Origin of the sequence: Paenibacillus crassostreae, assembly GCF_001857945.1 — a bacterium.
Taxonomy (GTDB): Bacteria; Bacillota; Bacilli; order Paenibacillales; family Paenibacillaceae; genus Paenibacillus_AQ; species Paenibacillus_AQ crassostreae.
This window is the reverse complement of the sequence record NZ_CP017770.1, coordinates 3069250-3084893: the sequence shown is the minus strand read 5'-3', so window position 1 is coordinate 3084893 and position 15644 is coordinate 3069250. Positions and strand designations below refer to the sequence as shown.

General features: G+C 38.9%; 9 protein-coding genes. All 9 read right to left on the bottom strand.

Annotation, left to right across the window (positions count from 1 at the left end; all coding sequences use genetic code 11):
* Window positions 1-3: 3 nt before the first annotated feature.
* A complete protein-coding gene (locus LPB68_RS14090) occupies window positions 4-1158 on the bottom strand; it encodes a sensor histidine kinase (RefSeq protein WP_068658805.1) in 1155 nt (384 codons plus the stop codon).
* A gap of 56 nt (window positions 1159-1214) precedes the next feature.
* Complete coding sequence (locus tag LPB68_RS14085; protein ID WP_068658803.1) at window positions 1215-3932, bottom strand: stalk domain-containing protein; 2718 nt, start codon at window positions 3930-3932, stop codon at window positions 1215-1217.
* A 218-nt stretch (window positions 3933-4150) separates the two neighbouring features.
* Window positions 4151-5353, bottom strand: coding sequence for a methionine adenosyltransferase (gene metK / locus LPB68_RS14080; RefSeq protein ID WP_068658801.1), 1203 nt, complete (start codon window positions 5351-5353; stop codon window positions 4151-4153).
* 222 nt (window positions 5354-5575) lie between these two features.
* A complete protein-coding gene (locus LPB68_RS14075; protein ID WP_068658799.1) occupies window positions 5576-5848 on the bottom strand; it encodes an alpha/beta-type small acid-soluble spore protein in 273 nt (90 codons plus the stop codon).
* A gap of 129 nt (window positions 5849-5977) precedes the next feature.
* Window positions 5978-6508, bottom strand: coding sequence for a hypothetical protein (locus LPB68_RS14070; RefSeq protein WP_068658798.1), 531 nt, complete (start codon window positions 6506-6508; stop codon window positions 5978-5980).
* Between the two features lie 80 nt (window positions 6509-6588).
* Window positions 6589-9453 carry an S-layer homology domain-containing protein gene (locus LPB68_RS14065; protein ID WP_068658796.1) on the bottom strand — a complete coding sequence of 955 codons (2865 nt, stop codon included), beginning with the start codon at window positions 9451-9453 and terminating at the stop codon, window positions 6589-6591.
* A 412-nt stretch (window positions 9454-9865) separates the two neighbouring features.
* Window positions 9866-10207, bottom strand: a complete 342-nt coding sequence (locus LPB68_RS14060; protein WP_068658794.1) for a hypothetical protein — start codon at window positions 10205-10207, stop codon at window positions 9866-9868.
* 137 nt (window positions 10208-10344) lie between these two features.
* A complete protein-coding gene (locus LPB68_RS14055) occupies window positions 10345-14253 on the bottom strand; it encodes an S-layer homology domain-containing protein (protein ID WP_068658792.1) in 3909 nt (1302 codons plus the stop codon).
* Between the two features lie 158 nt (window positions 14254-14411).
* Complete coding sequence (locus LPB68_RS14050; RefSeq protein WP_068658790.1) at window positions 14412-15536, bottom strand: glycosyltransferase family 4 protein; 1125 nt, start codon at window positions 15534-15536, stop codon at window positions 14412-14414.
* Between the last annotated feature and the right edge of the window lie 108 nt (window positions 15537-15644).

Genomic DNA, 15644 nt, shown 5'->3' with positions numbered 1-15644 from the left:
CTATCACTCCTCTCTCTTATCTACGTTTGTAGGAATATGAACTATGATCTTCGTTCCTTCATTCACTTTGGAATTGATCTCCATTCTCCCCTCAAGGAGTTCAGCTCTTTCACGCATACCCATGATCCCAAAATGATCATTCCGCTTCTCTTCTAATTGCATAGGGTTAAACCCACATCCATTATCTTGGATGACTACCTTCACCATTTGCGCTTGAAATGTCATCTCTACAACAACATAAGAAGCTCTAGAATGCTTGTTCACATTAGATAATGCCTCTTGTACAAGACGATAAATAGCCGCCTCCATCGCTGAGGATAACCGGCATTCCTTACCTCTTATTTCAAGTAAGGTTCGGATTTGGGTTTTCCCTTCAAAATCATGCACATATTTGCGAAGTGTAGGTACAAGGCCCAAATCATCCAAAGTCATAGGTCTTAGGTTGAATATCACCTTTCGCATTTCTTCCAGACTTGCTCGTACCTGTCCTTTAAGATCTATTACTTCTTCTTCTACCATCTTAAATTCCTGCTTCATTACCATTCTTTCTACTATTTCTGTACGAAGAACAAGATTTGCTAGTAGCTGAGCAGGACCATCATGTATCTCTCTCGCAATTCGTTTACGTTCTTCTTCCTGAGCTAGTATGATCTTCAACCCAATAAGTTGACGATTCTTGGCTGTCTCAAGAACACGACTCACTTGACTGATTTCTCCAGACAAATACTCTTTGACAACACTCATTTGCGAACCAATACTTTCAGCCCGCTCTAATGAACTCTCCACACTTCTGATTCTCTTTTGCAATTCATTACGTCTTGCCTTGAGATACATCTCTTTCTCGCGGTAAATCATCACATCAAGTTGGAGTTGGGTTGCCTTCTCATAAGCTTGTCTTATATCCTCTTCTTTATAGCGAACAAAGTCACGACTAACTTCCGTTAGCCGAATACGAGATCGCCGATAACTTAACTCAAGTTGATCTACCTTTTCTAAAGTCTCTGAAGTTTCTTTCAACACAAACTGAAACTCTTGGTTCAGTGTCTGCAATTCTTCACGAGCGCTCTCAAGAATCTCGAATATTTGATTTTTACTATTCTCTACCATTTCAATGGCATTCTTAATTACGCGATCTATCGCATCTGGTTGAAAATCCACTAGAGCTACTCTCCATTCGAATTCTGCCGTCTTAACTATTCCGTATTATAGCATAATTATGATTCAATGGTGATGGTCTTAGCTTGCTGGTTCCAATTCACGGTTAACCCTAATTGCTCAGATACTAAACGTAATGGAACTAAGGTTCTTCCCTGTGTGGCTATAGGCGCTACAACTGCGCTAAATCTCTTACCATTCAGAATAAATTCCTTCTTATTCACTGTCAAATCTAGCAATTTACCTCCGCGAATAACCGTAATCCTCTGATTAGCAGCATCCCAATTTGCATTACCGCCAAAGGCATCTAATACAAATCGAATCGGCACATAAGTTGTATTATCTTTAACAATCGGAGCTACATCCATGGCTATTGTATCACCGTTCACATTCATAGACTTCTTACCAATCGTCATCACTGCTGTTGCCTTCGCGAGACTAGCTTCACTAGATAATGAAGGAATTGTAAACTGGATATTGTCAAAAGCTACTACTCCTGTCATTGCACGTTCATCTTGTCCTTCTTCCACATTAACAACATAAAGTCGTTTCAATTGTGCGGGATATTGAATGTTAAGACTTGTTAGATCAACATTCAGGTTCTTCCAGCCTTCCCAATCGATCACCTTAGCTAAATCCACATACACTGTCTTACCACTCTGATCTACTAGTTCTGCTCTTAGCCAATTCAGACTCTTATCTCCTAAGACATCCACTGACATAGAGGTCGCAGGAGCAGAAATAGCTTTCCCCGTCGTACCATTCAATTGAGCATAAGCATACATTTTACCAATTCCCTGGGTCATATCATATTGTAGACTTAGAACTTTGGAATTCGAGTGATCTCCACTTCCTTGTGTCACAACAGCTGAACCTACCACTTGAGCTACATTACTAGTGAATGCAACAGGATAACTGACATTCTCGAAATTCTCCCACATATTACTACCAGCTTCCGAGAGTACGATAACCGTACTAAATCCATTGTATCGTCCAACAGCATAACCAACTTTCGCATTGGCATTAACAGAAGTTACAGTAAGGTTATCTCCCTCAACTTTCCCCTTGAATCCTATGAATTCCCACTTCAACGAGCTGGCAGGAATGGCTATACTTTGTCCATTCTTCGTAACAGCCGTCACTGGAATAGAAAGAGTCGTTCCTGCTATAAGTGCACCTGAAGCATTCCCTGCAGTTAAACTTGAAAGCTCATCAGCTCCTAGAACGGTCACTTTCGTACTTACTTTCGTTGTACCGCTTATGGCTGTAACGGTTGTTGTACCCGGTTGTACTCCTATGATCTTACCACCACTAATGGCTACGTTACCGTTACTTGAAGTCCAAGATGGAGTAATCTGCGCTACATCAATCGGGTTATAGTAGGTATCATAACCTTTCAAGGTATAGGAAGCCTCTTGTCCAATTAACAAGTTAGAGCTACCGCTAATTTTCAATCCCTTCAATTGCCCCTGTGGTGCTGTACTAAATACACCTAGAGCATTAACAATGCTTCGCTGTGTAGTCCCATATTCCGTGTTAAAAGCTAGTGTAGTATTCTTCTCAGCTAAAGGACGGGTTACCATCGTAGTGGAGCCCCCACCATCGAGATTCATCCCTTTCCATACACCGATATTCACCATGAACTTCTGCAGTTCTGACAGTGACATACCTGAACTATCACCATTATCTTCTACAGATACTAGATAAGCATATCGCCCATCCTGCGAGTAACCAAGAGCTGTACGAGCACGGTATCCACCAATACTATTAACATCTCTCGTAAAAGCAGACGCCTTACCGCCATTCACTAGAAGTGTATGTCCACCAATCATCATTTGTAGACTAGTAGGATCAACCACTTGTCCTGACGTCTCTGACTTGAGCGAGGAATTCACAGTCAATGGTTGTCCTATTACAAAGTGATCCTTGGCAAAAGTGGATGCTGTCCCATGTGCACGTAGAATAAACCCATCCTCAGGCACCGGTATCGTTAGAGGAGCTCCAATTGATATCTGTGTAATAACACCATTCTGTACAAGAATTTCAGAAGCCGTCGTTGAACTATCACTAGGACGATCTAACGATTTCCAATTACTTGTATACATATACATCGCATTCACATGACTAAAGGGTGAACTTGTCCCTTCAGGGTAATACGTTGTCTTATTAATTCCTGAGAGTGGGAACAATGAACCATCTTGTGCCGTTACCGTACCTTCAAAGGCATATTCATCAATCATAGGTGTACCATTCTTAGACACGGTAAAAGAGTACATACCTTTCAGATTGCCAGGTGTCGCCAATAACACACCATCTGTAATCTGGCCACCAAGAGGCGCCCATTGCGCTCCTGGACCACTCGTAATGTAATAGTCTCCATTAATTGCAGCTACTGCTCCATTCTCATTGGCCATACCTTGTGTACTCTGTCTCGTTGTAAATTGACCATCTACACCATTCATAACATCCATTTTCACATTTGAATTATGTAAATCTACACGAATAACATCAGCAAGTGCAGTTGCTTGTTTGCCAGAACGCGTTGTTGTGAATTGATATTTATATAGATTAGCGCCATAAGTAATAATTTCTTCTGAAATTTTCTTAACAGATTCCGATGCCGCATTAACGACTGTCCCTTGAATTGAATTAAATATTGGAAATCCGCTGCCCGCAACCGGACCAATCCATAATAACCCGGCTATGGTGACGATAACACACTTCTTACCTGTAGTAGTAATCAATCTATCTTTTTTCCCTTGCGAATACCTTTTCATTGATCGTTAGTCTCCCATCTCATATCTCGTTTATAATCTTATCTCTCTATTCAATTAGTAGATTTAAATTTTGCTCATACTTATATAGACTGCTTTTACAGGAAAAAGTTACGTAATTCTGTTAATTTGTTTAGAAATCTGAAATATTGTAATACATGAACTACAAAAAAAGTCGCTGAAGGAATTCAGCGACTTCTAATATATATGCCAATAACTAATTATATTCCAGCTTGTAGCTTCAAAGCCTCAGACTTGTCCACTTGTTCCCATGGCAAATCTAAATCCGTACGACCAAAATGTCCATAAGCAGCTGTCTGTTTATAGATTGGACGACGTAAATCAAGCATTTGAATGATTCCTGCAGGTCGAAGATCGAAGTTTTCTTGAATGAGTTCAACTAACTTCTTCTCACTTACTTTCCCTGTACCATAGGTATCTACATTAATTGAGACTGGTGTAGCTACACCAATAGCATAGGCCAACTGAATCTCGCATTTATCTGCTAGACCAGCAGCCACTAGGTTCTTGGCTACGTAACGAGCTGCATATGCAGCTGAACGGTCTACCTTCGTAGGATCCTTACCAGAGAATGCTCCACCACCATGGCGTGCATACCCACCGTATGTATCGACTATGATCTTACGCCCAGTCAATCCAGCATCTCCTTGAGGGCCACCAATAACAAACCGCCCTGTAGGATTAATGAAGTATTTCGTACTAGCATCAAGCAATTCTTCTGGAACAACCGGGAGGATAACATGCTCTCTAATATCCGCTTGGATCTGCTCTAACGTTATTTCTTCAGCATGTTGCGTTGATACAACGATTGTGTCCACACGAACCGGTTGATCATCCATGTATTCAATCGTTACTTGTGTTTTACCATCCGGACGTAAATATTCTAATGTACCATTCTTCCGGACTTCTGAAAGACGACGTGCAATTCGATGTGCTAAGGCGATGGGTAGTGGCATCAATTCAGGTGTCTCATTTGAAGCGAAACCAAACATAAGACCTTGATCACCCGCACCGATATCTGCTGTTTCCTTATGCATTTGCTCTAGATCACGATTCTCTAGTGCAGCATTAACCCCTTGCGCAATGTCTGCTGATTGCTCATTCAATGAAGTTAGAACTGCACTTGTATTATAATCGAAACCATATTTGGCATTCGTATAACCAATTTCTTTAATGGTGTTTCTAACAATCGATGGAATATCCACATATTCGGAATTTGTACTTATTTCACCAATAACTAGAACAAGACCAGTTGCTACTGCTACTTCACAAGCAACACGAGCATTTGGATCATTCGCCAAGAATGCATCCAATACTGCATCGGATATCTGGTCACAGATTTTATCTGGATGTCCTTCAGTAACGGACTCTGATGTGAACAAATGACGTCCTTTAATCGACATGAATTTACCTCCCTTAAGTAAGAAGAAACAAGATAGGTTCTATAATATTTTATAATTTCAAAAAATGAACCTTTTCCAATTGGAAAAGGTCGTTACGTAATCCATATTCGTCATAATAACTTATTTGAGAAACAGTGTCAATCAATTGGAATGACCATTAATGATACTCTTACAACTATATTGCGGCCTTTTTAATGATAAATCCATAGTATTATGCCTTCATTATATAAGCGTCTGCTCAGCTTGTTGTATTAACCGTTTTGTAATCTCGCCACCTACGGAACCATTCTCTCTAGAAGTGAGATGTCCCCAGCTTGAACGTCCCCGTTGGCTATATCCGCCAATTTGCCCCAGATCAGAACCAAATTCAGTATCTAATCCATCTGTTGTACTATAACCGCCTACCTGCAATCCAAACTCAGCAGCAATTTCATATTTCATTTGATCAATCATCTGTCTACTTTCGGGGACAACTTTCCGATTATTTCTTGCCATTATAATAAACACCTCCTGTATGATCATCTTACAAGAGTATTATTTGCAATAAGTCAGAGCTTACACGTATAAAAGATTGTTACTACTGGCAATAATAAGGGATAAGTTCTATTGAATAAAGAACAGTAATTATTGAATACTATAACTACCACGTACCATGACAACTAATCCATATTTATGTCCATCTTGGACCATAATACCGCGACCATCTCTCGGGAATGATAACAGATGATTTGTCGCAACAGCTTGTCCATTCACAATATCTTTACCTTCAGTCAAGTCTGCTGCACCACTTGTATCTTGGCTGTACATTATTGCTTTACCATTACGAACGATAAATTCTGCTCCTGCAGAAGCAATAAGCTTTTCACCTGGTTTTACATCAACAATCACTATTGTATCGCTTGAAGATGCTGGACTATTTCCCGTTGGTGTTGAAGGTGCAGGCACTGTAGTTGATGGTGTAGTAATTGTTGACCCACCACCTAATGCTTTTTGAATTTGTTGATCCACATAGCTTTTGGTAACTACAGGATCGTCAGATGTTCCGGGTTGGGTAGTAGAGCCAGCACCGCTGGCTGTGTTGTTGAGTAGGGAACCGAGCCACAGGCTACATCCTAATACAGCGACAGATAGTGATAACTTCCAAATTGGTTTCATAATATTCCTCCATAACATCTAATATATTCAAAAAAAAGCTGCCCCCTAAGGGACAGCCTTCTTTCAACACTTAGTGATTATTACAGACTTTCTTTATATTCAGAGAATACATTAGCTGCATTTCCTAAAGTATCTGTGATAAATTTCGAAGATGTATTGTCAGAGTTCAAGTAAATTTCAAACGCTTCACCAGTAACTGTTCCAGTATACTCGAACGTTACAACTACTTTCGTAGTATCAGCATCACGAACAACAGTTTTAACAGTAGCATCATTTCCGCCAATTTTCACAGTGAACGCAGTTGGGTTTTCAAATACAACCAAAGCTTCGTCGAAAGTAAGTGTAGCTGTGTACTGATTAGCAGCAGCTGCATTTGTAACTAAAACGCTGTTATCAACATAAGTTGGGCTAACTGAATCAGTAATAGTCTTAGTTCCAAATGCTTTCAATCCATTAGCGTTAACAGATTGAACAGCATATGGAGCAGCTTTAACATTCAATGTTACAGCTCCAACGTTAGCAGCAAATTTCTTGTCATTAGCTAATTTGAAGGTAACTTTAGCTCCGTCAATAGATGCTTCTTTCACGGAATAAGTACCACCAGTAACAGTTACTTCAAAGTCATTGTTATCAACATAAGCAAGATTACCGTCAAATTCTGCTACGATAGTATCATTACTTGTTGCTTTTGCTGATTTAAGTGAAACTACTTTAACAGACTTCTCATTCAATGCAACAGTAGCCAAGTTTCCAGCGATGTAGTTACCGTTTGTATCAGCAACGTTTACAGCACGTAGATTCAAGATACCTGAAGCATCTAGGTAACCACCATCTTTAGCAGGTAATGAGATACGAATAGTATCTGCATTGATCGCTGTTACTGTTGCCTTAGTAGGCAATGGCAAGTATGTTGCAGCAGTAGCTGAAGAGCCAAGTGAATAGTTATATTTATTAGCATCTAGAGCAGTACCTGTTCCATCAAGAGCAATTGCTTTACTGAAGTTAACTGTGATATCTACACCAGCTACATTACGATCATTACCAGGATGTGTCACTTCATAGTAAGAAGTTCCTAGTATTGTTGGTTTAGCAACATCACCTAGATTAATTGTTGTAGAGTAAGGAAGCATAACATTTCCTAGAGCAGATTGATCACGAACATTAGCAACTTCTACAGTGTATACTCCAGTATCAAGCAATCCAAGAGTACTGAATTTAACTTGTTTACCTTGTGAAGTAGATACAACTACAGGTTTAGTTACTGGATGACCATCTTGGTTGAATCCTTTGATCTTAACAACTTTACCGTCTTTATCTTTCAAAGTGTAGTTAGCAGTGTTTGTAGCATCTGTAACTAAAACAGCTTCAGTAAATTCAACAGTAAATTCTTGGCTGTTCTTATACACTTCAGCAGTTACACCAACAACTTCTGGACGGATAACATCCAATACTGGTGTTACTTTAGCCGAGCGATTTGCAGAGTTGTCACTATAATCAGTAACACCTTCAACATAAATTGTAGTTTCAGCAAGACTTAATTTGTGATCACCTGTGAATGTAGCGATAACTTTATTGTCTTCGATCTTATAAGTAGCAGTTCTGCCACTTGATGTTTGGTAGATTTTGCTTACAGATTTAACAGTTTCGTTAAATGTAATCTCAACTCTGCTCAAATCATCAGTTACAATACCTGTAATTTCAGGAGCTTCTTTATCTTCAGCTACTGTGAAGTCTTTAGTTACAGGAGCAACTTTGAATCCTGCATAGTCTTCAACATTACTTACAGACAAGGTATGAGCGCCAATTTCCAATGTTGTAGAAACAATAGCAACATTCGGGTAAGTGTATTTCACATAACCAGATACTGCTTTTCCATCAATCTTAAAGTTTGCAGTAGAAACTACAGAAGATTGTTGAACTGGCTCAGAGAATACCACTTTGAATGCTTTAGTTCCCAATCCAACAACTTCTTTAACTTCAGGAAGTGTAACATCTACTGGAGAGAACTTAACTTCTTGTGAAATTGTTTTGGAAAGGTCTGAAGCTTTAACACCTTTAACATTCAAAGTGTAGTCTTTTTGACGATCCAAAATACCTGAAGTTTGAGCAATTCTCAATTTAACAGATTTAGCATCTTCTGAAAGTGTAGCACCATCAAAAGAAAGACCTGTAATTGTGTAGTTATTAGGGTTAGTTGCACTAGCTTTGTCTACTGCACCATCAAATGCTACAGTTACTTCTTTGTAGTTATTTGCGGAAGCTGTTTCAACTTTAGTTGCACCAATTGGTGCTACTGGGTTCAATTTAGCTTCAGCTAGGAACGCTGATTCTACTAACAATGAACGTTTTGCATTAGCTTGGAAGTTAAGATCCTTGCTTAGCAATCCAGCGTTGATTGCTGCTTGAACGGAACCTTTAGCCCATTCAGTTGCAGTATTGTCTGTAGTTGTAGGAACTTCAAGATCCAATGCCTTAACTAGAACTTCAGCTAATTCTTGAACAGTTACATTAGCTTTTTGGTTGAACAATTTCTTAGTCAAGTCTTGACCTTGCATAACACCAGCAGCTGTTACTGCTTCGATATAAGGAGCAGCCCAGTTCTTAGCATTATCATAACCTGCATCATTATAAGAATGAACGTCAGTTACTTCTTTCAATCCCATAACCTTAGTAAGTACTTTCGCGAATTCAGCGCGAGTCATTTCATTTTCAAGACCTGCAGTACCATCTGGGTAACCAGAGAAGATACCTTTTGCTTTCAATGCATCATACTTATCTTGTGTTGATACCGCAGTATCAGCGAACGCTACAGAAGCAAACATTGAGAATGCCATTGCTGTAGATAAAGCTACTGATAAAATTTTCTTCATAACCTTTTTTTCTCCTCCTTGGGCATACATAACATTATTATTTTTATTTTCATTGAGTGGGCTCGTATTACTCATTTGTCGTTGCACCCCCTTTCTAGAGTTGAGCGGATAAATATAAATGATGTCTGTGACGGGTATCACAGAAACTGGTAAACGAAAATTGGTAAATATAGACTAGCATCCAATCCTACCTTAAGTATTATACAATGGGTCCAAGTTGCCGTAAAGCTAAATTTTCTAATTGATAGACAATTTTCTTCATTTGGGCATCAATGGCGAGTTCCCCTTGCTTAATGACTCTATACTTTAGACGCGCGGGTTTCTAAAAAGTTGCACCTTTTTTTAAAAAAAATCATTTTTGTTACCAAATAGCCTAAAACACAGTGAATTTTCAATAAAAAGCTCTTAATCAATGCCATTAAATAAGAAAAAGATGCCGTTCGGCATCTTTTAACGTCTTTGCTTCTATTATAGTTATTACAATTTGTTACCGAATCTTCATTGCCAATTGAATGATTTGGGCTCTTGTCTCAGGGCTATCATTCAAACTTGCATACATTTGTTCAATAGACTGTTTATTATCACGATAGGTCTTCTCATGCTTAATCGTGACATGCGACCATTGAATGAGGTTGTTTTCTGCTGTGATCAGTTCGTTATATGCTGCATGGAATCCGGTCTCAACTACAAGACCCTCCATCACTTCCTGACTAACCTCTCTAATCTTACGTGTTGTTTCAATCTTCTTCTCCAGCACACTTGCTCTATTCTCAAATACCGTCTTTGCTTTCATATAATCCATCTGAGCTTTAGAATAGATAGCTTTCATAAGTAACCTTCACCCTCTAGACAAAATTAAGTTCTAAGACATTGTACCGTAAATCGACTTAAATTACAAAGATATGTAATTGGAAATAAAGAGAGCCCTTCCCTTAATAGCATTAAGAGAAGAACTCTCTTTATTAACTAGCTTAGATTTTTCGGGAAAATATCTGTACTTTTCTTCAGAAGCTCTACCGCTATCTTAGCCGCTTCAGCACGCGTCATATAAGACTTCGGATTGAAATTATATGATGCTTTCTTCTGACCTGCTGTATTCACTACTGATCCTGACATAATACCAGCTTTGGTAACAGCTTGAATGGAAGAAAGTGCATATGCATCAATTTTACCCGAATCCAAGAATGATTTAGCAACTGCATCAGCTAACTTCTGATCATTCGCTGCAAGTTTCAATTTCAATGCTCTTGCAATCATTACTGCTGCTTGTTCACGTGTAATCGGTTGATCTGGAGCAAAAACTCCGTCTGTCAGACCAGTAACGATACCTGCACGTGTCGCTGTCTCAATGTGCGCATAATCCCAAGTTGTTGAACTTGCTCCAGGGACAAGATCAGTAAAGGTTTTATTATTATCATAATTCAAAGGTAAACTTAATCCTTTAACTAGCAGTGTAGCGAACTCACCTCTCGAAGTTTGATCATCTGCTCCAAACTGTTCAAAACGTAGGTTATTCATGAATCCCTTAGAATACAATGCGTTCAAAACATTTCGAGCCCATGAATGATTCGTAACATCAGAGTATCCACGACTCATCTTCATAACTTTGTAATAACCAAACTCATCAAATGGTACAGTGACTGTATGTTTCTTCGAATCAACTTCACCACCTATATTCTCCCATTGTCTAGTTGATGTATAACGAAAAACAGTAATCGTATATCCTGCTTCATCTACTACGTTGGAATTATAGGCAAGCTTTAAGGTTCCCCGTTGAGATGGCGTGATTTTACGTTCTGCTGCAATCGTTGGATCTCCGAAGAATGCATCAACAGAATAAGGTGCCAAACCATTGGTTGCTGGTATATATCCGGAAGATGACTTGTCTCCCTTTTCACCCAGACCACCATTAATCCAATAAACATCAGATACACTTCCGAAATTCTTCGCTTTTCCACTCGAATCGACGAATTTCAATAGGAATTCATCTGGTATACTCCATGATGGCGTTCCACTATCTTCCCCTGTTCCAGGGAAACCAATAATATTACCGTAGTCGTTGCGTCGTTCCACTACTCCAGTAGTAGGCTCTGCAATACCAAAGCGTAGCTTGGTGTCAGGATAATACTTACTTATCCCTCTAACATCTGTACTTTGCATAACTGTCCCTTTAGGAAAGCTTAACTCAATTGCTTTATTAAACACACTATATTTAGTAGAAACTTTTGGAACCATGTACTGTGCATCAACAGCAACTGTTCCTGTATAGAACACTTCTATTGTATCCGTATTTTTTGTGCCATTACGATCAATAATAATATCTATTTCAGTGGATTTATCTTGCTTTAAGCCCACATAGTCAAGTGTGAAACGATTCTCCCCTAGGTCTGTACGTTTCACCGCTTCCTCTTTATCAATAGTTACCGAAGTTGCTCCTTCAGCTTCAATGTCAAAATGAATGAAGTTCTTGTTCACCACGTACTGAGTACCCACCGATGGTTGTGGAGAAATCAAGCGATAAGCACTCTCTTCTCTTACCAGTTCAAGACGTTGACTTGTCTTAGCACCCGTTTCATTAATAAGTTCTAACGTATAAACATACGTTCCAGAAGTATCTGTCTCTAGATCATGTATTCTCATGATGAAATCTTTCTGAGATCCTGCAAATTCATAGGTATAGATTTTATCTGAAAATGTGATTGTCTCATTAACAGTAGTACTATTTGGGATATCAACGGATAATATATTCTTAGTGCCCATATTCAAGTTAGCCTTAATAGCCCCGCTCCCTCTCAAAACAAGATCATATGTTTTTAAGGTGGTCGTATACTTATTATCGTTGTAAATAAAATCAGGTGTTAAATTAAATATTTTGGTTAGTTGTTCATTTGTTGAATTGAAGTCTCTAGGTGGGAAGGTCACGCGATCATTGCCAACAGCAGGTTGGAAGTTCGTAACCGCCGAAATATTCTGATCTACAATATAGATCCGTAATTCTTTCTTCACTTCACGCGTTTGTCCATTCACGTCTATTCCTGTTCCTGTGAATATAATCCGGTTTTCTCCGAATACTAATGGACCGGTAGTTGCTGAAACAGTAAGTGGAAAATCAAATTTCCCAGTTGCAGTAAGCCAATTATCCGCAGAGGATTTAACTTTCGTACCGTTAACAAATACTTCAGCCACGAAATATGCACTACTCAAATTATCAAAATCAACATATTGACCCTCTACATCAATCAAGTTCGTTGCAGCTGAATCAATTGTATATGTCTGTCCATCAGAAAGATTTCCGACATAAATGTAGCTTTTTGATGCAAAAGAAATTGTAACATCTTTGTAGGAACTAGAACCTTCAAAATTGAAGCGCACAGTCTGGTTACCATTTTGGAACCCTGTAATCTTATAAATATATTGTGTGCTAGAAACTGCCCTCACCAAAGATGACACTGAAATAGATTGAGTTGCCAATGGTAAGTAATTTGCAATCAAATCGAAATCCGTAGGCGTACTATTAGTTGTCACCAAGATATAAAATTCACTAGAATCTAATTTTGCCCCATTAAGTGCTTCACCTGCGGGTATAATATCAGGTTTTGTCTCATCATAACCCTTCAAATATTTCAAGTCTTTAATAACTGTTTGTCCTTGCATATATTGAAAGCTAATTTTTTTGTTTATCGTTTTAGTCCCATAAGTTACTGAAAGGTTGTGTGTTTGATCTTTTAGAATAATCGTAGGATCTGCAATATCTGTATTGAAATCAAAAGAATCTATACTGAACGTAACCAAACGATATGATGGAGTATTCTGTGTAATACCTGGAATGAAAATTTCAGAACCAACTACTGGAGTCAACGTACTCGCAGAATCTATCGTGATTCCTTTATGGTACGATAACAATGCCGGGTCAACAAGGACGCTGTTTAGTGTTATGCCAGCAGATCCTTCAAAGGCAATACCATTGTTATCAGGAATCAACATCTGAGCATATAGCTTAGCACTCGTTGTATTTTCCGTATAAGTCGGATTTTCATCAAGTACACTTTGAGCGTTATTAGTTGCACCCACTACATACAATTCTACGATTGGGTTCTTCTCATCGTAATAATAGAGAGAATAATTAAACGTAAGTGTATCCGAAGCATTCTGTACAACTAACTTCAAATTATTCAAACCTGGATTGAGCAGTAATTGTGGTGTGAAGAATGTACCATCTTGTAGCAAAGATGTTGATTGTGCAGCCCCACCATTTACTGCAATAGTTACCTTAGTAGCATTTAGAGCCTTACCTTCTAATGTAATTTCGCTATTAGGTACAACAACTTGTGCACCCTCATTTAAATTAAGCTTATCTGCTCCGCCAAGAACTAAAAGTTTCTCAACATATGGAACAGCATCAAACAGAACATAGAACGTCTCAGAACGATCGTTCAAGCCTTGTGATCCCGTAAAAGTAATCTTATTCACTCCAGCATACAAAGTAACGTTAGCTTTGAAGCGATTATCCGGTCTATCCACATCAAGTTGAACCACACCCGGAGCTACATGGGTTGCATCCTCGACCCACTTAAGCCCAATTGGGTCCCAATTCAATTGTTGAATATTAACTCCTAATGTAGAACCTGTTACTTTACTGTATGTTCCAGTAATCGGCATCGCCGAATCAGTAACATGATATACATTGTCTCTTGAAATAATGTTCGGACCACTCGTCGTCAGGGCTACTGTATTCTTAAAATCTGCGACATCTGGTGTGAAATAACTGGTGGACGCATCTGCTGCCGATACAGAAGGAGTACCTCCCGGTTGAATAATCGATATGACCAGCGTCAATAATAGCATCCAAATGAATGGCTTTTTGATACGTTGCATGTAATATATCTCTCCTTTTGTTCATATTAACTATTTTATCGGTCTCAACAGCAAAAATTTGAATAACTTTGACATAAAAAAAACTATTAACCTAAAATTCAGGTTAATAGTTCTCATTTTTTCTATATAGTACATTCTTTAAAATATGGATTCCAACACTATTTCGATCTACTCTCCGCGCTTTCCTTCATCCGTAATCTTGCGAGTAGATTCAGCAATGGTCTGGTTGTTTTACCAATGAGACCAATGACCTCGGCTCCGATCTGCAGGAGGAACATCATCACGCAGATGACGACGAAGGTGACCCAGTTCGCATCGTAGAGAGCAGCTGATGATTGAATGACGGCTAGCACACCGAAGAAAGTTGCGATCCCATAAATAATGAGTACACTTTGGCGATGACTGAATCCAAGTTCACCTAAGCAATGATGTAAATGTCCTTTATCCGGTGCGAATATAGGCTTCTTCTGTACCCAACGACGAATGATTGCAAATAAAGTATCTGATAATGGCACAGCAATTATAATTAATGGTGTAATTAGTGATACAACAGCAATTTGCTTGAATCCTAATAAGGATAGCATGGCCAAGCAGAATCCTAAGAATAACGACCCTGAATCTCCCATGAATATCTTCGCAGGATGAAAGTTAAAGAATAGAAATCCAATAATAGCTCCAAGCAGAATCATACATAAAAGTGCAATCATCATGTTACCCATCAGTAAAGACATCACTAAGATTGTAGCAATGGCAATACCCGATACCCCTGCAGCAAGTCCATCTAGTCCGTCAATCAGGTTAATCGCATTCGTTACACCAACAATCCATAATATCGTTAGTGGAATTGATATCCAAGACTCCAACGCGGAGTGCGTATTATAAAAAGGTAAATTGACCACATTAACCGATATGTCAAATCCAAAAACAACAACACAAGCAGCTGCAATCTGTGCAACAAACTTCAATTTAGCAGACAATTGGAAGCGATCATCTAATGCACCAATCATCACGATCATCGTCCCACCGATTAGAAAGGCTTTGATGAAATTAGTATCCCTCACCGTCAAGTCATGCGCTACGAACGGCAATGCCAATAGAAGTGCTATCATGAAAGCTGCATAAATGGCGAGCCCACCCAAACGAGGCATAATCTTCGTATGCACTTTTCGGGCATCTGGAACATCTATTGCGCCTATTTTAAAGGCGAACTTCTTCACTTGAGGTGTTAATATGAGTGCCAATCCTAAGGATAAGACAAACGCAATGATAGATATAATTAACATTATAACCGTTCAACCTCCATTTTCTCTAACGGAATGAATTATACCCCGTCCGAAAAATAAACACCAACTCCATATTTCAGCGATTTTACGCTCAAAACAGCCCAATTA